Origin of the sequence: Collinsella sp. CLA-ER-H4, assembly GCF_040092395.1 — a bacterium.
Lineage (GTDB): Bacteria > Actinomycetota > Coriobacteriia > Coriobacteriales > Coriobacteriaceae > Collinsella.
Window position 1 is genome coordinate 383,973 of record NZ_JBBNLQ010000001.1, and the last position, 18,919, is coordinate 402,891.

Genomic DNA, 18,919 nt, shown 5'->3' on the forward strand with positions numbered 1-18,919 from the left:
CGGAGCTATTGTACGCCGTTGGGATAGGCAATGCGTGCGGCAAGGCACTCAAGTGCCAGTACCAGGGCAAAACCGCAGCTCACGTCACTCAAAAAGTGCGCGCCGATCACGATGCGCCCAAAGGCGACGAACGCCGCAACAACAACCGCCGCCCAAAAGATCACGCGGCGACGCGAAGGTTTTTCCTTAAAGGCTGCCGCGGGAAGCCCAGCGAGCATAAGGCCGATCGCCGCATGCGCCGTGTGTCCGCTCGCAAACGACTTGAACCCGTCCCTGATCACGCCGGCGGCGATATAGGCCCACTTGTCGGGGTTGCCGATCACCCACCACGGCTGAAAATTGAGCCCCGGCGTGACCTCGATCACGCGCATGCGTGGGCGCGACCACAACGGCTTAACAATGACGTTGAGGATGATGGCCTGAGCGACCCACACGGCAAGCACCATCAACGCCCAGCGCGTAAGCTCGTCGGGCTCGGTCGTGCGCGTAAGGCGATAGGCGATGAAGTTGGCTGCGATGACCAGCGCAAACGTCAGAACCAGCTGAAACGCAATAAGCTTGCCGCCGACGCGCAGCGATCCGATAATCTCGTAGCCGACCAGACCCACGTTGATCAAAACGCCCAGCGCAGCGAGCCACTTGCTCGCCTTGGAATCGGGGCGTGCCGAGCGCACGAGCATAACGCCCGCGATGCTCGCCGTCAGCTCGAACGGCAGCTCACCGGCCGCCTCGACAAAGCGACCGTACATGCTGCCGATGTTGAACAGCGCGCTCGAGATCTGATAATCGAAAAACGAGCCCGTGAGCAGACAAAGGCACAGGACGGCCGCGATAATGGCGACATCTTTCTTATAGATGTATCCGAACATGCTTTCCTTTCGATGGAACCAGATTGCCCAAATGAGGCGTTTGCAGCGTCGACCCGTTAGTCGTCGTCGCTAGCACCCAACTGCTGCAGCAGCATGAGTGCCGCGGCCACGGGGCCGGTGCCGTCGTTGGCGTCGAGACCGCGACCCAGGCCGCTGCCCGCGCCGGCGCCCGCCTTGTAGGGCACCGACAGTTTGCGGCTCTTGGGAAAGTTCACCGCGCCATAGCGGGTCTTAAGCTCAAAGGCCACCTTCTTGGGCACGTCAACCCCCAGGAAGGTAATGCGTCCACCGCTGAGCGTGACACTCTCGAGCCCCAGGCGCTCGCCGCGAATACGAATGCGAGCGCGGTTGAACAGGTTGAGTCCCGCCAACGGCAGCTCGCCATGCGCAGCCTCGGTCTCCTCCTGCACCTCGTCGATACTCTCCAGGTCCTCAGCCGCCGCGAGCTTGCGGTACACGAGCACGCGCTGGTCCACCGCCGGCATGTACTCCTCGGACAAGAAGTAGTCGGCCGGCAGGTTGATGCCCACGCTCGCCGCCTCCACGCCGGCATCGTCGTCGCCGCGCGCCTCGGCCACGGCCTGTCCCAGCATCTGCGTAAACAGGTCAAAGCCCACACTCGACAGGTTGCCGTGCTGCTCGGCGCCCATAAGCGAGCCGGCGCCGCGAATCTCCAAGTCGCGCATGGCAATGCGCATGCCGCTGCCCAGGTCCTGGAACTCGGAAAGCGCGGTCAGGCGCGCCGTTGCCTCCTCGGTAAGCGGCAGCTCGCCGGGGAACATAAAGTACGCGTATGCCTGCGTGGCCGAGCGGCCCACGCGGCCCTTGAGCTGGTAGAGCTGCGCCAGGCCCAGGCGCTGCGAGTCCTCGATGATGAGCGTGTTGGCCGTTGCGTTGTCGATACCGCTCTCCACGATGGTCGTGGCGATAAGCACGTCGATCTTTTTGGTCGCAAACTCGATCATCACGTCCTCGACCTCGCGCGGGCTCATCTTGCCGTGTGCCACACCCACGCGCGCCTCGGGCGCGGCCTCGTGCACGCGCGCCACGGCATCATCGATGGTCTTGACGCGGTTGGACACGTAATACACCTGACCGCCGCGGCCCACCTCCAGGCGAATCGCCGCACTCACCACGTCGGGGTCGTACTCCCCCACGTGCACGATCACGGGACGACGCCCGGTCGGCGGCGTGGTGATCAGGCTCATGTCGCGCACGCCGCTCGTGGCCATCTGCATGGTACGCGGGATGGGCGTTGCCGAGAGCGTGAGCACGTCGATTTGCTCGCGCAGGTTTTTGAGCTGCTCCTTGTGCTGCACACCAAAGCGCTGCTCTTCGTCGATGATCACCATGCCCAGGTTCTTGGGGTTTACATCGGCAGAAAGCAAGCGGTGCGTGCCGATGAGCACATCAATCGTGCCCTCGGCAAACGCCTTGAGCGCGCGCTTTTGCTGCGCCGGGGTGCGAAAGCGGCTGAGCACCTCGACCTCCAGGCCAAACGGGGCAAAGCGCTCAAAGAATGTCTCGTAGTGCTGTTGGGCCAGAATGGTCGTGGGACAGAGCACCATGACCTGGCGGCCGGAGTCCACGCACTTAAAGGCCGCGCGCAGGGCGACCTCGGTCTTGCCGAAACCCACGTCGCCGCACAGCAGGCGGTCCATGGGCTTGGGCGCCTCCATGTCGGCCTTGATGTCGGCGATAGCCTCCAGCTGGTCGCGCGTCTCGTCGTAGGGGAAGCTCTCCTCCATCTCGATCTGCTCGGGCGTGTCGGGCGGACAGGCGATACCGGTAATCGACGAGCGGCGCGTATACAGGTCGACCAGGTCAAACGCCAGCTTTTTGGCATTCTTGCGCGCCTTGTTGGTGGCCCGCGTCCAGTCGGCGGTGTTGAGCCTGGTCAAGCGCGGTTTATCACCGTCGGGACCGACGTATCGCGTGATACGGTCGACCTGCTCGAGCGGCACGTAGAGCTTGTCGCCGTCGGCATATTCCAGCAAAAAGTAGTCGCGCTCCTTGCCGCCCACTTCCTGGCGCGCAATCTCGCTAAAGAGCGCGATGCCGTGAGTGGCGTGCACCACGTAGTCGCCCGGCTTAAACGGGAACGTGATCTGCGTAATGTCAACCTTGCGGCGGTTGCGCGCGCGGTTGGCGTCCATGCGGGCGTTGAGGTCGGCGATCGAGAACACGGCCAGGTTGGCATCGGGCACCACTACGCCCTGCGGTAGGGCGGCATCGACAAAAGTCACGCGCCCGCGCGAGATGGTGGGCACGGCAGCACCGGCGGCAGCTTGGGCGGCACCCGCCTCGAGCGAGCGGGCGTTGAGTGCGTCGGCGCGGCGCTCGCGAATGGAAGCATGGGCCTCCTGGCGTGCGGCACGGTCGGCGGAATCCGCCGCCGCCACGCGCACGCGCTCGCCAATGACGCCTGCGTTTTCGGGCGCGGCCGTCAGCGATTCCTCAAAGGTAATGCCCTCGTCGCCAAAGGTGAGCTCCATCGACTCGCGCGCACCGCGGTCGGGGATGGCAAACACGCAGGCATAGCGCTTGCCCACGACTTCCTGGATGCGCGTCATAAAGCGATTGTCCGAGCCCGCAATGGCCGGCTGCTCAATCTTGAGCTCTGCCGTCACCGCACCGCCGGCACGGATGAGGCTCACATAGTTCAGGCGTTGCTGGGAACCAAAGTCGAGTTGCTGGGCACGCACGTACAGGCCGTCCAGACGGTCGACCCCCGCCTCGCCGGCACGTGCCTCGATATCCTCGTAGGCGCGCAGGCAATCGTCGAACAGCGAGCGCGGCTCGGACAGCACCACGAGCGCCTTGCCGCTCACGTGCGACAGCGGACTCACGGTCTGGCCGTACATCACCGGCAAAAAGCGGTCGAGCTCGGGCGTGACGATGCGCGCATCCACCATCTCGAGCAGCGCCGCCAACTTGCTGTCGTCCTGGCTGGCGCGATAGAGCGCCACATGCATGTTGTGGACGGCCTCGTCGGTAAGCGCCAGCTCGCGACAGGGGAAGATCTCGATGCTGTCCTCGTTGCCGATGGTCTGGCCCGTTGAACTCACCATGCGGCGGATGCGGTCGATCTCGTCGCCAAAGAACTCAATGCGCACGGGCGCCTTTTCCTGTGCGGGAAACACCTCGACGGTGTCGCCGTGCACACGGAACAGGCCGGGCGCGTCGGCGGCGCCGGCATTGGTGTAGCCCATGCCCACCAGACGCTGCGGCACCTCGTCAAAAGGAATCTCCTCGCCCACCGCAAAAGTAGTGGACTCCCAGTAGCGGCTCTCGACCGGCGGCACGCAGCGCAGCAGTGCGCGGGCCGAGGCGACCATGATGCAGTTGTCCCCGCGCACGATGCGCCCGAGCGCCTCGCAGCGCTGGGCCACCACAGCGTCGTCGGGCGCCTGCTCGCGCCAGGGGTAGTCCTTGCGCTCGGGAAAGCGGCACACGTGCGCCAGGCCCACATAGGCGGCCAGACTGCGTGCGGCGCGATCGGCCGCATCCTCACCACTCACGATGTAGACCGTGGGGCGCGGACGACGCGCAAACTGGGCGGCGGCCATAAGCGTTCGGCCCGACTGAGACACGGCCAGCGTCACGTCCTCGCCAGAATCGAGCCCGGCCTCGACGGTCTGCAAGGCCTCGGCAGTGTAGAGCTGCGCGGCTATACGGTGAATGAGCATGCTGTTCCTCCGGCATCGCAACGCCAAAAGCCCGCCGAGGCAAGCTCGGCGGGTCGTTCGTCAAATTCGTTGCCTGTCATGGTAGCGCATGGAGAGGACTCCAACTCAAGCGTACGCCCAGCCCCGCAACAAAAACGCCAGATAGAACTGGACTCGCCGGCTTCGCCAAAATCTCCCCGTCACGTCGAACGCCGCAACCACGGAAGGCTCCCCAAGAAACGGCTATTCCTCAAAAAAGCTCGCAACGTTCAAGCGGCTCGTCCACTCGCCTATGGTGTTGGCAAAGCCGACGCGTGTGTACACGCCCGCAAAACGGCCGCGATACAGGTACAGGCCTTCCATATTAGATGCGGGTGCAAAACCAAGATCATCCACGAGTCCTTTGGGCGCCTCTCCTCGATGCGGCCCATCGACAAGCGTTCCGCGCAAGCAGGGAGTCTGATACTGCTGAGCATACTCCTGTACAATCGCCCCAGCGGCAGCAGCGCGAGCAAGCACCTGGGACCATTCCCGTTCCGTGGCATCCAAGCCGGCAACAACGCCAACCGCGTTGTAGCCGCCGCACGGCTTGACAATCCATCGGTCCTTTTCGGCAAATCTCGACAACTGGGTGCTTTCGTCCAAAATCTCGGTATAGGGCACATGCTCCCGGACAAACGACTGCTCCTCCGGGCTCAACAAGGACTGCCCGGCCCGAGACCACAAAAACGCAAATACGGTCTTAGTCGCACACGGCCACGTTCTAAAACCACCGACGATGCATGCAAGCCCTTCTTGGGCAGCCTCGATTAAGGCCGAGCGTCCGTCGCACGGCTTATCCCACAGCTCGCCGGTCACCGCGCGCCGCCAGACGCAATCAATAGGACCAGCGGCATCGCACAGGCACCTAGCACCGCTTTCGCCTTCGCCAATCCGCAGGTCGCGCACATCCGCAAAGCGTGCGGCTACACCCCGTCGCCTCATAAGGTCGACAAAATGAGCCGCATCTTCCAAGTCGATGCTTTCCGAATAGTCGACGATTGCCACCGAAGCGGGATATATCTTTGATTGCGGTGCATAGAGCCCCTCGTCAACGCGGGCCCCGTCGTCCGATCGTGCACTATCCTCGGTGCGGCGAGGATGGGCCAGCTTCCACTCTGCATAGGTCTCAAACAATGCGTCTATCCAGCTACCGCACAAATCGTACTGCCGAAAGCCTGGGTGGTCGGATGCAAACTCCTCAAAGGAAGGCGTCATTCGCACCGCCTGACAGACCGCATCGGTCACCACCATTCCGGCGCTGCCGTCGGTATTGAGCTCGCAAAACGTATACGAACCGGAGTCCTCGTCAAGAAAGATATCGACACGCGCAAGGGGAATCTGACAGTCATAGCCGGCGTCCATAGCGCACAACTCCGCAAAAGCCGAATCCATGCGGAACCATGCACGCACGGAGGCATCGGAACAAAACGCCCGCGTCACCTTGTCCATAATGACGTACATGCGCTCGGCCGCCTCCTTAAGAAGCGCCGTCATATCCTTATCGAATATCTTTGACGTTAAAGCCCAGGGCGCAGGATCTCCGTGGTAGAGCGCATGGGTTTGAGACAAGTATTCGTCGCCTTTGCGACGACCAGGTAGGTCACCTTCGCGCGTGCGTACGATGCGTTCAAAATAATCTTCGAGCTCTCGCGTCTTCAATGTTGCCACGTTGTCCTCCATTGCTTGATTTTTTTGCTCATGCTACGCCAGCACGCACGACTTCGGCGCGCTTGAATAGGCTTCTAAATTAGCAACACATTTTTGCATGAGGCGGCAGGAGGCGACAAATACTCCAGCTCAAGCGCATGCCCAGCCCCGCAAAAAACGCCAGACGGGCAAGCCGTCTGGCGCTATCAGAGTGAGCTATACGCCGAGTCTAGTCGTAGACGCCCATTTTAAGCAGTGTGAAGATCGGAGCGCCGTCACCCTGCGCGACGCGGACCGTGCAAGTCTCGGTACGGCCCCTGGATGCGTCCGCTTGAATTGCGGCGATGAACTGGTCCTTTGGCAGGCCGTAGGTGCCCTCGGGGATGTCGGAAGGAAGTAACATGCCGCCAGCACTGTAGACCTCATAGGTGAGCTCGTAGATGTTGTCGCCAAGGTCAGTCGCGCCCGTAACGATGGCACACGGTGGGTTGTAATTTCCCTGGCCATATTCCTGTTTCAGATACAAATACCCACCATGCGCTTCGGCCGAATCAGGAATCGCCTGCCCCTCCGGCGTTCTGTCATAAGTCATATCGGCATCGGAAAGCGTCAGACCCGTCAAGCGATTGAGTTCCCTATTGATCACTTCAGTCGCCACACGCTGGCTATTACCGTTGTCATAGTCGCCTTTCTCGATTCGATACGGCGCGTTGTCAATAAAATGGCACCAGATGAACTTAACCAGCTTGTATTTCCCGTCATCAGAAAGTCCGTCAGTCGAATCGAAGCCGCCCGTCTGATACCAGTCCCGATCGAAGTGCTCCTCCGTAAAGTTCGACAGGAACAGGTTCGCGGCGGCATAGGTTGCCTGGTCATTGAGGTCGACCTTTACGCTGCTGCCCGTCTGCGCGGGCTCTTCCGCCTCATCCTCGTCGGCGGCAGGCTTCTCCTTGGCGCTTCCCTTGTCCTTGTGCTCGGCAGAACCCTCGTCGGACCCAAGTACCGTAATCTGCGATGAATTGCCCTGCCCAAGCGGCCCCAGCACGCCGGTCAGCGCCAGAGCGGCACCGCCGGCAACGAGCACGCCCACCACGCACATGCTGACAATCACCGCGCGCTTATGTGACTTCTTCTGCACGGGAGGCATCCCTGCCGCCGGCATCGATGCGGGCTCAGCAGGCGCGGCCGCCGGAGAGGCAGCGCCCATGCGCGCCCCGCAGTTCGTGCAAAAATCGGTTCCGTCGGGCATCTCGGAGCCACACTTGGTGCAAAACATATTCGGGCATCCCCTTACAACAAACGGCATTTGCCGTCATCATATTGAGCCCTCGCGACCCAAATGTGTTGCGCAACATTGGCCAAAGCCTTCGGACGCCGGCAAAACGTGCCGGGCCCTACCCCGTCACGCGCACGCTGGGGCAAAGGTCTGCCAGTGGGCACTCGTCGCACTTAGGTTTGCGGGCGTCGCAGATCTCGCGGCCAAAGGTAATCCACTGGTGGTTGACCGACTCCCAATACTCGTGCGGCAAAATCTTGAGCAGATCTTGCTCGGTCTTGAGCGGCTCTTTGGCGTGCGTCTTGGGACTCAGCATCAGGCGGTGCGCGATGCGGTTGACGTGCGTATCCACCGCGATGCCTTCCACGATGCCGTACCCCACGTTGAGCACGATGTTCGCTGTCTTGCGCCCCACGCCCGGCAGCTTTACAAGCTCCTTCATGTCGGCCGGTACCTCGCCGCCGTAGTCGGCAACGATCATCTGCGCGGCCTCCACGGCATGCTTGGCCTTACTCTTATAAAAGCCGAGTGACTTAATGGTGTCCGCCACGTCGGTCACACTTGCCCCGGCCATGGCCTCGGGCGTTGGCCACTGGGCAAACAGTTGGGGCGTCACCTTGTTGACCTGCGCGTCGGTCGTCTGCGCCGAGAGCAGTACCGCGATGAGCAGCCTAAAGGGATTCTCGTGGTCCAAGAAGCACTCGACCGGGCCATAGCGACGGTTAAGGCGCTCGCACACCTCGATGGCGCGCTCGCGTTTGGCGGCATTGGTCTCGCGTGGCATAACGACTCCTCGGCTCGGCAGAAACAAAACTTCACGGAAACGATTGTCCCACGTACGGGGGCTTTAAGCCTCCAAAAATGCGCCGGTCTGGCGGCCCCACAGGCTTGCGTACTCGCCGCCTGCCTCAACGAGCTGCGCATGCGTACCGTCCTCGACAATCTCGCCGTCCGCCAGCACCACGATGCGGTCGAGCGCCGCCACGGTGGACAGGCGATGCGCCACCACAATGGAGGTGCGGCCGCGCATCAGGTTCTCGAACGCCTCCTGCACCAGCGCCTCGGACTCGCTGTCCAGGGCAGACGTCGCCTCGTCGAGCACCAGAATCGGCGCGTCAGTGAGAATGGCACGGGCGATGGCCACGCGCTGGCGTTGGCCGCCCGAAAGCTTAACGCCGCGCTCGCCCACCATGGTGTCAAAGCCATGGGGCAGACGATCGATAAACTCCAGGGCATTTGCCAGGCGCGCGGCATCGCGAATCTGCTCGTCGGTAGCGTCGGGACGACCGTAGGCGATATTTTCGCGAATAGAGCGGTGGAACAGCAGCGCCTCCTGCGGCACGTAGGCAACCTGGCGGCGCAGGCTCTGCTGCGTGCAGCGCGAGACGTCCTGGCCGTCCACGAGCACGCGCCCGCCCTGCACGTCGTCCAGGCGCAGCAACAGCTTGGTGAGCGTCGTCTTGCCCGAGCCCGATTTGCCCACCAGGCCCACGCGCTGGCCCGCCGCCACATGGAGCGTCAGGTCGTTGAACACGCTCTCGCCCGCCGCGGCGTCACGGTATGCAAAGCTCAAGTGCTCAAAATCAATCGCGCCCTCGCGCACCTTGAGCTCGGGGGCATTCTCGTCGTCTGCCACCAGACGCGGCTCGTCCAGCACGCGCGTCATCTCGGCGGCGTCGCCCAGCGCGCGGTTGATGCGCTGCATCATGGAGCTCACGTAGTTCAGACGCATGGTGAGGTTGTACGTATAGGTAAAGATCATGACGAGCGCGCCGGCCGAGATGCCAAACCATGCGTTGCCGCCCGCCACGAACACGCTCACCACAGCCATGGTGATGACGATAAGGCCCGAGGTCGTAAAGTTGCGCTGCATCATGGCGTGCATCGAAACCGTTTCGGCATCGCGCGCGGCGCGGTCGGCGGTATCGAATAGGTCGTGCTCAAAGTCCTCGCGCCCGCAGGTCTTGACGGCCAGGATGTTCGTGACCGCGTCGGACAGCACACCCGACAGCTTGTTCTGCGCGGCGGACGTCGCGGCCGAAAGCGGCATGATGCGCTTGTACATAAGCCAGACAAACGCAATGTAGACGACCATGATGCCCACCAGGATCACGGTAAACGTCGGCACCACCGGGGCGAGCGCCGCCACCGTGCAGACAACCGAGGTGATAGTGGGAATGAGCGAATACACCGTCACGTCCACCAGACCCGTGTAGCCGCTCATAAAACGACTCGTCTGGCTCACAAGCGATCCGCCAAAGCGACTGGTGTGGAATGTCATGGATTGATTGGAGAGCGTGTCAAAGCACAGGCGCGCCAGGTGATAGTTGCCCGCAATCTCGAGCTTGTAGACGGTGTAGTCCTGCAGCTTGGAGAGGATCTGGCCTACCAGGTTAACGAGCACGAGCGCCAGAATGTAGGGACCAAAGACCTCAAGCACCTGGTCGCCCGCCACGGGGCCGGCCTGGACGCGGTCGACGATAAGGGCCATCACGTAGGTGTTGGCAAACGTAAGCAAAAAGATGTAGCCCGCCGACGAGAACACCGAGAGAAAGACGATCAACGGCTGTGTGCGCGTGACGTCCCAAAAACGCTGCAGCGTGCGGCGCACGGTGGAGCGTTTGAGCGGACTGGTGCTTCTCTGAGACATGGGCTTCCTTTCGCATCTGATAGGACGAAACGCCATTGTTGCACACTAAAGCGCACTTCAGGCACGCACGACGCGAAAAGCGCCCGCGCCCCGCTTTTACGCCGGCGCCCCGCCGTCCGTTGCGACTAGTTCTCGTCTTCCTGGCCCGCGAGTAAGCCCGCGGACTCCAAGCCCAAAATCTCGTCGGCCTCCCGCGCGTCTTCCAGCGCGTCGATGTCCTTGAGCTTGCGCTCCATAACGTTGGTGCGTGTGGTGATAATGCCCTCGACCGTTTTACCCGCGGTCTCGATCTGCTGCTGGGCGCGGCGCAGCGCCGCCTGATAGCGTGGCAGTTCGGCCTTGACGGCAGAAAGTACGCGCAGCACGTCATCGGTGCGTTTTTGCAACTTAAACGTCTGGTAGCTCATCTGCAGACTGTTGAGGATGGCCGCCATGGTGCTGGGGCCGGCAACGTTGACGTGATAGTCGCGGCCCAGGGTCTCGATAAGCCCGGGGCGGCTGACGACCTCGGCGTACAGGCCCTCAAACGGCACGAACAGAATGCCAAAGTTGGTCGTCGCGGGCACGCTCAGGTACTTCTCGCAAATGTCCTTGGCCTCGCGCTTCACCATCGCATCGAGCGTCTTGCGCGCAGCGGCGACGGTCTCCGCGTCGCCCGACTCCTGGGCGTCGAGCAGATGCTCATATGCATCGCCCGGGAATTTGGAGTCGATCGGCAGCAGCACGGGATCGCCCTCGTCTACCGGCAGCTTGACGGCAAACTCAACGCGCTCCGAGGCACCAGGCTTGGTGGCGACGTTTTCCAGATACTGGTCGGGCGTAAGGATGTCCGCCAGGATTGCGCCCAGCTGCACCTCGCCCAAAATGCCACGCGCCTTCACATTGCCCAGCACGCGCTTAAGGTCACCCACGCCGGTGGCGATGGATTGCATGTCGCCCAGCCCCTTGTACACGGCCTCGAGCTGGTCGCTCACTTGCTTAAACGATGCGGACAGACGATCGTTGAGCGTACGGGAAAGCTTCTCGTCCACCGTCGCGCGCATCTGGTCGAGCTGAACGTTGTTATCCTTGCGGATGGCGCCCAGCTGGGCATCGACCGTCTCGCGCACCTTGTCCAGGCGGTGCTCGATGCCCTCGCGGTTGGCGCCAAGCTGTTGAGCCGTCTCACGGCGCAGGTCATCCATACGGTCGCCGGCCTGCGAGAACTCGCGCGCAATGGTCAGGTAGCGCTGCTGCCCCACGGCCGCATCGGTTGTCTGCTGCTGCGCGATGGCATTTGCCGTGCGGCGGGTTTCTGCCAGCGCGACGTTGAGGGCATCGAGCGCGCTGTTGGCCTGCTCGAGCGCCGCGAGCGCCTCCGCGTCGTTGCCGCCACGCTCTCGCAACTCGGCACGAAGGCCTTTAAGCTGCAGGGCGCAAACCACAGCAACTCCCACCGCTACCAAGGCAATCACAACAAGCGCAATATCAATAGCAGACATAGACTCCGCCCAACAAACCCAATCGATTATCAATCAAAACCGCGATTAATCTTACCCCGCCACACGCACCGCGCGCCCGGCCCCTTCTTGGGTGCCCCTCTCCTCCGCATATTCCATAATGCGGCGCGCCGTCTCCCTGCTCACCTTTGAGTCATCGCCGGCCAAGTATGCGTATACGTTTCCTTTATTCAGGTGCAGAGCACGGCAGATGCCATAGCGCGTTACACCCGATTCCTCCAATGCTTCCAGTGTTCTCTTTCTCATCAGGGCGTTCACCCTTCTGTCGGCCGCTGGCTTTTCTTTCACCCCTCTATACGCGTGCCAAACGTTGGCATAACGATTGGGGAGCTTATCCTCGGTGCATAGAGATGCCAGGCTACCCGCTTGGCCATACAGAAACAAAACACCTCGATAGCTCTCTTCCATCCACGAGCCCTCAGATAAACCCAGAACGTATTCAGCTTTTCCCTGCGCCAAAGCGAGCAAAAACAGAGGCTCCGCCACGCGCGGTGCAACCGTCGTCGCCCGCTCAACCAGTTTTCTAAAACTCAGCGACTGCTGCCCGGATAGCTCTCGGCAATAGCCTTTTAAGAATCCCTCAAAGGTCAGATTCAACCGAGCACCTCCTTTTTGTATTGCCTGTATGCACAGACCATCTCTTGATAGCTTCGCTCCGAAGGCGACGACGCCAGCGCTTCTCCCTCGTCGAATATAAGCCGTTCGAGCAGCCCCCAATCAAGTCGGTCGACGAATGCCTGACTATGAAGATCGACGATGTCGTTCGGACGGTAGGCATAGAGCTTCATTACCGCCAGGTCCTCCAAGGATGGCGTAAAGTACCTGATAAAACGCGCGCCAATATCCAAGGGAATCAAACGATCTTCGTAATTGAATGACATCTGATTACAATACGCCACCGCCATACCATTTACCTCGGGGTATCGAGCTATGATCTCGCGGAGGCACCTGTCTGCCTCAAACACATCAATGTCATGTGTAACCGACCGATTCGTCACATCGTTTAGCATGAAGGCGCTTCCTCCCACCAATACAACGCTCGGCCTGTCGTCTCTTGGACCTATTTCCAGCTCCGCCTCTTCGTCAATGCCCAAAAGAGTCTGCTCTAAATCCTGCTTATACATAGCAAATCCTATTATTATTTATCTTTAATAATACTATTCAGTTGCACGACAGGACCCACAGGATGCAAGAATTCTACTCGTGGCGATAATCCCTACACCCTAGAAGTCCTAATGTGACAAACGCTAACTCTCCCAGCCGGCGCGGATAGTTGTTATGACATCGCCTAGGCGCTGGCCGAGGGCCGACAGATGTTGGAGCACTTCGCTGGGCGAGGCACCGTTGAGAATGCACGTGAAGGCATATGAGGCCAAGAAGATTGCCGCGAGTCCCAACGGGATCAGCACAATCATCGCTAACGTGCGCAGGCGCTGGCCCACGCGGCGGTGACGCGTGCGGCGCTTGTCGAACGCAAGCTCCTGCGCATATGAATCTTGTTGTACGGAATATGCTCCTGGGTCTACCTCGCCCACAGACGATACCGCAGGTGCGGCGTTTTGTGCAGGAGGTTGAACGGCCGCCCCTTGCATTTGCATCTCCATGAGTCGTTGCTGTTGGCGCAACATGCGCTCGGCTTGTTGCTGCGGGGTCTCAAGAAACAGGTCCATGCTGGCCTCCAAAATCGGAGCATTCGACGCTTACGACCAGCATCCCGCACCGCCATGACCGCGACAACGCAATCGCCGGCAATAGCCACAAAGTTTCTTTTGCTCAAAAGCTGTCGAAAAGCTCAACAACTCCCCTACCAGCACTTTCTCTGAGCTTTTTTCGCCAGCAATCTTTTGGCCTTCCACCCTTACGCCAACTGACCAAAATCTAACCAAAAGCTTGACGGAAATTGTGGAGACCGGGACCCCATACAAAAACGTGCCGCCCCAAAAGGGGCGGCATGCTAACTTCTTATCAGTTTTTCAGTAGCGAGCACGCGACGGCCCGAAGCCGGAGCACAGGGCGGGGAGACACCTTTGCCTCGCGCGACCTGCGGAGCCGTGAGCGAGAGGGAAAGGTGTCTCCCCGCCCTGCGCCCCGTGGTCGGTGAGGACCGACTACATGCCCGCGAGACCGCGGGCAGCGGTGGCGCACAGAAACGCCAAGGCTAGAATCACGAGCGAGCCCGCAATATCGGCCACCACGCCCGCAAAGCGACGCTCAAACAACCAGCTCTCAAAGTGCGGGGCGACGTTGCGCCAGACACGCCACAACAAGATGCCCATGCCGATGACGCCGGGAACATTGAGCAGCAAAATCTCAGAGCACAAGAGGCCGATCAGGTTGCCGGCGGCAAAGCCCGCATCGCCCTCGCAGTACTTGCGATAAATCATGTACAGCATGTACGCCACAAACGGCTGTAGGCACGCAGAGATAAACGCAACCACCATCGAGGGGTCTTGAGAAAAGACATCGGTGAGCTTATCCACACTCGTGGCATCCTTAGAGGCCAGGAACAGACCAATGACTACAACAGGCACCACGCCCAAGATGACCTCGACCATCGTAAACAGTTTGGCAGTCAGGTCTTCGCTCGCCGTATTCAAATGAGGCGCCCACTCAGGATGAGCATGTGCGCCGACCTTCTTGTCCTTCTCGGCACGATCGGCCTTTTTGCCCTCAGGGACCCGACGACCAGGATCCTTGCGAGTCCCCGCCGCAGCAACCCGAGCCCGAGACTTCTTACCCATAAAAACACACCATCAGGTAGTAGATAAACTAAAAGTCGCTATCCAGTGTACCCCACCCATGAACGGTGCCGTCCCAACCAGTCCCCACATAAAAACGTGCCGCCCCATAAGGGGCGGCACACAAACTTTAATATCAGCTTTTCAGTAACGAGCAAGCGACGACCCAACGCCGGGGCGCAGGGCGGGGAAATACCTTTGCCTCGCGCGACCCTGCGGAGCCGTGAGCGAGAGGGAAAGGTATTTCCCCGCCCTGCGCCCCGCAGTCCACGTTCGTATCGGCGCTAGTAGTTCACCACCTGCTCCTCAAAGTACGCCTTCGGGTGGTTACAAACCGGGCACACCTCGGGCGCCTCGGTGCCCACATGCAGGTGCCCGCAGTTCAGGCACTTCCATACCTTCACGCCCTCGCGCTCAAACACCTCACCCGACTCAATGCGCTCGACAAGCTTGTTGTAGCGCTCCTCGTGAGCCTTCTCCACGGCACCGACGCCACGGAACTTCTCGGCGATCTCGGTAAAGCCCTCCTCCTCGGCGGTCTTGGCGAACTCGTCGTACATCGTGGTCCACTCGTAGTTCTCGCCCGCAGCGGCATCACGCAAGTTGTCCAGAGTGTCGGGAACGGCGCCGTCGTGCAGATACTTAAACCACAGCTTGGCGTGCTCGGACTCGTTGCCCGCCGTCTCGGCAAAGATATTCGAGATCTGAACGTAGCCATCCTTCTTGGCCTTAGATGCGTAGTAGCGATACTTGGTATGCGCCTGGGACTCACCGGCAAAAGCGGTCTCGAGGTTCTTCTTGGTTTGAGAGTTCTCAAAATCCATAGGTGTACTTCCCTTCAACATGCCGCCCGTAGGCTTCGAGCGGCCTTGTCTTTAGGATGCCCTCAAGCCGAGAATTTAAACCTTACAATCCTCTTCTTCAGATTCGGGTTGGCTACACGCTTAGCCATCGGTCACCCTCGGAGCGGCAAAAGCCCTCGCGCTCCAAGTCGGCCAAAATGTCTGCGACAAGATCGTGATCGACCGACTCTCGGCCGGCTGCCGTCTCCGTCTCGTTAACGCCTGCAACAGCTTCATCAACCGTAATCCCCGCCGGCTGGCCATCGCGCGCTGCCAGCAACATACGCACGATATGCGCGCGCTTTTGGCGACGCGAGCCCTCAAACTTGGACTGACGACTATAGCCCGCCGAGCGCCTGGACGGATTGGGCAACGTCTTTTTTAGATATGCACCGTAATCTAGCAACGCGTAATACCACGCGCGCGGTGTGTCGACATCGTCTTGAGGCACGGCAAAGGGCGCAATCTCATCCGCCGTCGCGCCGGGAGCCGCCGGACAGGCGGCCTGAATCAGCGGCACCAGCTCGCGATCGGGAACAGCCGGTACATCGGGAAAGAAATGATGTAGAAAGACCGTGCGCACGTTGGTCTCCAGATACACACCTGGAAGATCAAACGCAAACGACCGGATACCCTGCGCCGTTGCCGGGCCAATACCAGGCAGGGCGACCAGGTCACGCGTCTCGCGCGGAAACTCCCCGCCCCAATCCTCTACGACCCGTTGAGCGGCCCCATGAAGCGCCAGAGCGCGTCGGTTGTAGCCCATGCCCTGCCAAGCGTCCAAAACATCGGAAGGCGCGGCCTGGGCAAGCGCCTGCACAGTCGGAAAACGATCGAGCCACACCGGCATGCGCGCCTCCACACGCGGCACCTGCGTTTGCTGCAGCATGACCTCAGAAAGCCAAATGATGTACGGATCGCGTGTGCGGCGCCACGGAAGGTCGCGATAACGCAGGACCCCTTCCGAACGAATCATCGAACGAAAGGGGTCCTGAATCATGGCTATGCTCCTTATGCGGCGCTATTCCTCCCGGTAAGCACACGCGCAGGTGGCGTACTCGGGAAACGCTTCGCGGTCGGCGAACTTGGGATCGACGGCCGGGAACTGGCGATGAGCGACGATGTCGCCGAGCGAAACGGAATCGAGGTAGTCGCGCATCAACGCCTGAGCTCCGGCCCACAGGGGATGATAGCAGCACGCGCCCATGCGCGCACAGTCACCATCGGGCGCGGTGCAATCGTTCATAACCATAGGACCCTGAACGGCCTCGACGACCTGGCGGATAGTGACGTCGTCCGGACTAACCTTGAGACGCATGCCACCGTGGACGCCACGCAGGCTCTCCACAATACCGGCCTGGACCAAACCGTGCTGAATCGAGCGGGCAAACGAATACGGGACATTGACCTCTTCGGCAGCGGTGCGAACAGAAAGCAAACACTCCGGATCCTCGGCAAGCATCGCCAGCATACGAAGGGCGTAATCAGTCTTCCTCGATATGTCCATTTTTCCCCTTTCAAGGAATACGAACAGCTCGAACGACCTCCGGGGCCGAGCTTGTGTCGAGACGCTAAATGACCGCCAGGACATCCAAATGGTAAATCGGATATCCACTGAGTGCCGCGCTTGGAGCGAAATGCATCAGATGCGGCGCACAGTGCAATTTAGTATAACCTAACCCCCCTGTCTCGTAGAACAGGTGTTGCGCAACAAAGCTGTTGTTCAGACAGATATACTTATTAGATTTTACTCGCGTTCCCGAAGGCGCGGGGATTCTGGGCGAAGATGCACTAGGGCGATCGTTCTATCGAAACAAAGTGCATCAAACGCAAAAAGCCACGTCCGAAGACGTGGCTTTAATTGCGTTGGCGGGAAGTACGGGGCTCGAACCCGCGACCTCCGACGTGACAGGCCGGCGCTCTAACCAAACTGAGCTAACTCCCCAGGCAGTCGTTCGCGTTTGTTTCCGCTCGCGTGCGCTGCGGGGATTAGTATACACAGAAGTCTGTCCGGCGCGCAACAACTTTTTTGAAAAATTTTTTGGGGCCATCCGGGAGGGCTTCCGGGGCTGAGGGCGGGGGTTAAGTTTGCTGCTCTACAGTCCTGCGCAAGACGGAAAGCACATTAAGTGCTTTCCTTTGCGTGCGGAACTCGCGACAAACTTAACCCCCGCCCTCAGCCCCGGAAGCCCTCCCTGCCGTCACATTATTCAACCAGTTTTGCGGGCGTGCGCCGCTGCGCGGCTAGCCCGCGTGCTCCTCGGCGGGGTTGGTCTGATTGTTTTTGTTGAAGCTCTGCCTTTGGCTCAAATGGAAACGGGGGACGCATTTGCATCCCCCGTTTTTGTTGTGGTTACTCTAGATCAATAAATTTGGTGCTTATGATCTTGCCGTCTTTTACTAGCATTCTGGCCATGGTGGGGCCTCGGGTGCCTCTGGGGTAGCTGGCGCTGCCTGGGTTGAGGACCAAGCAGCGGCCCACTTGGGCTTCTTTGGTTACGTGGGTGTGGCCGTTGATGGCTACGTCTACGGATCCCACCGGAAGGTCTTCGCGGTAGTGGGCTACGGCGAATTTGAGGCCTTCGTAGGTAAAGAGCGCAAGACGGTCTACATCGGGACCGTAGTCGCGGTAGTAATCGTTGTTGCCCAGTACGGCCCGCACGGGGGCGATGGTGCATAGGTGCTCGTAGTCCATCTCTGACGTGAGGTCGCCGGCGTGGATAATCAGGTCTGCGCCTTCAAGCTCATCCAGGAGCGCAGGCGAAAGATAGCCGTGGGTGTCCGAGATGATGTCGATGCGCTTGGCGCTTGCACTGTTCATGGGATCCCTTCCGCAAAAAACGATTCGGCAGATACATACAAAAAAGGCCCCACGGCTCCGCAGACGATGGGTCTACAGGGCTGCGGGGCCAGTGTGCTAGAGACTCAGGGCCTTCTTGAGCGGCACGACGCGGCGGCGCGAAACCGGCACGCGTTCGTCGACGCCCGTAATGCCCAGCTGGATGGCGCCCGAGGGCACCGTCTCGACGTCCGTGACGCACGCCAAGTTGACGATATAGCGACGGTGAACACGGAAGAAGCCAAAGTCGCAGAGCTTGGCCTCAAACTGCGCCAGCGAGGTCGTCGACAAAAAGCGATCATCGACGGTATAGATGCAGGAGTAATCGTCCTTGGCCATGATAAAGCGAATGTCGTCCACGGGAATGAGCACCTTGCGGCCGCCCTTTTCCACCGGGATACGCTCGATGGTCACCTTGCTGTCCGTGACCGGCTTGGCGCGCTGCATGACCTTCTCGATCGCGCGATCCAAGCGAGCTTCCTCGACCGGCTTCATCAGATAATCGACGGCATCCACGTCGAATGCCTCGACCGCATGGTCGCTATACGCAGTCACAAACACGATCGCCGGCGGATTTTTGAGCTTATGCAGCGCCTCGGCAAGTTGCAGGCCCGAGGCACCGGGCATCGAGATATCGAGAAACACGACATCCACGCGACTTTCCATAAGCATCTCGATGGCGGAGCGGACGCTCGACGCCTCCGTGATCGTGCCGATCTTGCCCGTTTGCTCGAGCAGGAAGCGAAGCTCCGAGCGAGCCGGCGCCTCATCATCCACAATCATCGCACGCAGCATAGGGATAAAACCTTTCGTCAACTAACTACGCCGGGCATCCGTCGCATGACGTTG

Annotated in this window: 16 protein-coding genes and 1 tRNA gene; all 17 read right to left on the bottom strand. The window is 60.4% G+C overall.

Annotated elements, in window-relative coordinates:
* Positions 1-5: 5 nt before the first annotated feature.
* The 17 genes from AAAX34_RS01620 to AAAX34_RS01700 all read right to left on the bottom strand — a co-directional run bounded on the left by AAAX34_RS01620 (position 6) and on the right by AAAX34_RS01700 (position 18,865).
* Positions 6-869: a phosphatase PAP2 family protein gene (locus tag AAAX34_RS01620; protein ID WP_349109767.1), complete on the bottom strand. Its 864-nt coding sequence runs from the start codon at positions 867-869 to the stop codon at positions 6-8.
* Positions 870-925: 56 nt separating this feature from the next.
* Positions 926-4,558, bottom strand: a complete 3,633-nt coding sequence (gene mfd, locus AAAX34_RS01625) for a transcription-repair coupling factor (protein WP_349109768.1) — start codon at positions 4,556-4,558, stop codon at positions 926-928.
* 222 nt (positions 4,559-4,780) lie between these two features.
* Positions 4,781-6,247, bottom strand: coding sequence for a hypothetical protein (locus tag AAAX34_RS01630; protein ID WP_349109769.1), 1,467 nt, complete (start codon positions 6,245-6,247; stop codon positions 4,781-4,783).
* A gap of 208 nt (positions 6,248-6,455) precedes the next feature.
* Positions 6,456-7,502 (bottom strand): zinc ribbon domain-containing protein, encoded by a 1,047-nt coding sequence (locus AAAX34_RS01635; protein ID WP_349109770.1) that lies wholly within the window; start codon positions 7,500-7,502, stop codon positions 6,456-6,458.
* A 118-nt stretch (positions 7,503-7,620) separates the two neighbouring features.
* Positions 7,621-8,286 carry an endonuclease III gene (gene nth / locus AAAX34_RS01640; RefSeq protein WP_225094159.1) on the bottom strand — a complete coding sequence of 222 codons (666 nt, stop codon included), beginning with the start codon at positions 8,284-8,286 and terminating at the stop codon, positions 7,621-7,623.
* Between the two features lie 63 nt (positions 8,287-8,349).
* Entirely contained in the window at positions 8,350-10,152 is a 1,803-nt protein-coding gene (locus AAAX34_RS01645) for an ABC transporter ATP-binding protein (protein ID WP_349109771.1), read from the bottom strand.
* A gap of 125 nt (positions 10,153-10,277) precedes the next feature.
* Positions 10,278-11,633 carry a DNA recombination protein RmuC gene (gene rmuC, locus AAAX34_RS01650; RefSeq protein ID WP_349109772.1) on the bottom strand — a complete coding sequence of 452 codons (1,356 nt, stop codon included), beginning with the start codon at positions 11,631-11,633 and terminating at the stop codon, positions 10,278-10,280.
* Positions 11,634-11,684: 51 nt separating this feature from the next.
* The gene (locus AAAX34_RS01655; RefSeq protein ID WP_349109773.1) at positions 11,685-12,248 is read right to left on the bottom strand and encodes a hypothetical protein; all 564 of its coding nucleotides are present in this window, start codon (positions 12,246-12,248) and stop codon (positions 11,685-11,687) included.
* Positions 12,245-12,775, bottom strand: a complete 531-nt coding sequence (locus AAAX34_RS01660) for a DUF6036 family nucleotidyltransferase (protein ID WP_349109774.1) — start codon at positions 12,773-12,775, stop codon at positions 12,245-12,247. Before AAAX34_RS01660 ends, AAAX34_RS01655 begins: the two co-directional genes overlap by 4 nt.
* A 123-nt stretch (positions 12,776-12,898) precedes the next feature.
* On the bottom strand, positions 12,899-13,321 hold the full coding sequence (locus AAAX34_RS01665; RefSeq protein ID WP_349109775.1) for a hypothetical protein: 423 nt from the start codon (positions 13,319-13,321) through the stop codon (positions 12,899-12,901).
* Positions 13,322-13,759: 438 nt separating this feature from the next.
* Positions 13,760-14,392 carry a hypothetical protein gene (locus AAAX34_RS01670; RefSeq protein WP_349109776.1) on the bottom strand — a complete coding sequence of 211 codons (633 nt, stop codon included), beginning with the start codon at positions 14,390-14,392 and terminating at the stop codon, positions 13,760-13,762.
* 281 nt (positions 14,393-14,673) lie between these two features.
* Positions 14,674-15,213, bottom strand: coding sequence for a rubrerythrin (gene rbr, locus AAAX34_RS01675; protein ID WP_349109777.1), 540 nt, complete (start codon positions 15,211-15,213; stop codon positions 14,674-14,676).
* Between the two features lie 112 nt (positions 15,214-15,325).
* Positions 15,326-16,231 carry an adenine glycosylase gene (locus AAAX34_RS01680; RefSeq protein WP_349109778.1) on the bottom strand — a complete coding sequence of 302 codons (906 nt, stop codon included), beginning with the start codon at positions 16,229-16,231 and terminating at the stop codon, positions 15,326-15,328.
* A gap of 21 nt (positions 16,232-16,252) precedes the next feature.
* Complete coding sequence (locus AAAX34_RS01685) at positions 16,253-16,738, bottom strand: Rrf2 family transcriptional regulator (RefSeq protein WP_022094514.1); 486 nt, start codon at positions 16,736-16,738, stop codon at positions 16,253-16,255.
* 360 nt (positions 16,739-17,098) lie between these two features.
* Positions 17,099-17,176, bottom strand: a tRNA-Asp gene (locus tag AAAX34_RS01690).
* 408 nt (positions 17,177-17,584) lie between these two features.
* Positions 17,585-18,052: a YfcE family phosphodiesterase gene (locus AAAX34_RS01695; protein WP_022094114.1), complete on the bottom strand. Its 468-nt coding sequence runs from the start codon at positions 18,050-18,052 to the stop codon at positions 17,585-17,587.
* A 96-nt stretch (positions 18,053-18,148) separates the two neighbouring features.
* Positions 18,149-18,865 (bottom strand): response regulator, encoded by a 717-nt coding sequence (locus tag AAAX34_RS01700; protein WP_006235156.1) that lies wholly within the window; start codon positions 18,863-18,865, stop codon positions 18,149-18,151.
* Positions 18,866-18,919 lie beyond the last annotated feature (54 nt).

Excerpts from the sequence above, each read along its gene's own strand:
- AAAX34_RS01680 (WP_349109778.1), bottom strand. The coding sequence starts at position 16,231 with ATGATTCAGGACCCCTTTCGTTCGATGATTCGTTCGGAAGGGGTCCTG.
- AAAX34_RS01635 (WP_349109770.1), bottom strand. The coding sequence starts at position 7,502 with ATGTTTTGCACCAAGTGTGGCTCCGAGATGCCCGACGGAACCGATTTT.
- AAAX34_RS01695 (WP_022094114.1), bottom strand. The coding sequence starts at position 18,052 with ATGAACAGTGCAAGCGCCAAGCGCATCGACATCATCTCGGACACCCAC.
- mfd (WP_349109768.1), bottom strand. The coding sequence starts at position 4,558 with ATGCTCATTCACCGTATAGCCGCGCAGCTCTACACTGCCGAGGCCTTG.
- AAAX34_RS01660 (WP_349109774.1), bottom strand. The coding sequence starts at position 12,775 with ATGTATAAGCAGGATTTAGAGCAGACTCTTTTGGGCATTGACGAAGAG.
- AAAX34_RS01665 (WP_349109775.1), bottom strand. The coding sequence starts at position 13,321 with ATGGACCTGTTTCTTGAGACCCCGCAGCAACAAGCCGAGCGCATGTTG.
- AAAX34_RS01670 (WP_349109776.1), bottom strand. The coding sequence starts at position 14,392 with ATGGGTAAGAAGTCTCGGGCTCGGGTTGCTGCGGCGGGGACTCGCAAG.
- AAAX34_RS01645 (WP_349109771.1), bottom strand. The coding sequence starts at position 10,152 with ATGTCTCAGAGAAGCACCAGTCCGCTCAAACGCTCCACCGTGCGCCGC.
- AAAX34_RS01620 (WP_349109767.1), bottom strand. The coding sequence starts at position 869 with ATGTTCGGATACATCTATAAGAAAGATGTCGCCATTATCGCGGCCGTC.
- rbr (WP_349109777.1), bottom strand. The coding sequence starts at position 15,213 with ATGGATTTTGAGAACTCTCAAACCAAGAAGAACCTCGAGACCGCTTTT.
- AAAX34_RS01700 (WP_006235156.1), bottom strand. The coding sequence starts at position 18,865 with ATGCTGCGTGCGATGATTGTGGATGATGAGGCGCCGGCTCGCTCGGAG.
- nth (WP_225094159.1), bottom strand. The coding sequence starts at position 8,286 with ATGCCACGCGAGACCAATGCCGCCAAACGCGAGCGCGCCATCGAGGTG.
- AAAX34_RS01685 (WP_022094514.1), bottom strand. The coding sequence starts at position 16,738 with ATGGACATATCGAGGAAGACTGATTACGCCCTTCGTATGCTGGCGATG.
- rmuC (WP_349109772.1), bottom strand. The coding sequence starts at position 11,633 with ATGTCTGCTATTGATATTGCGCTTGTTGTGATTGCCTTGGTAGCGGTG.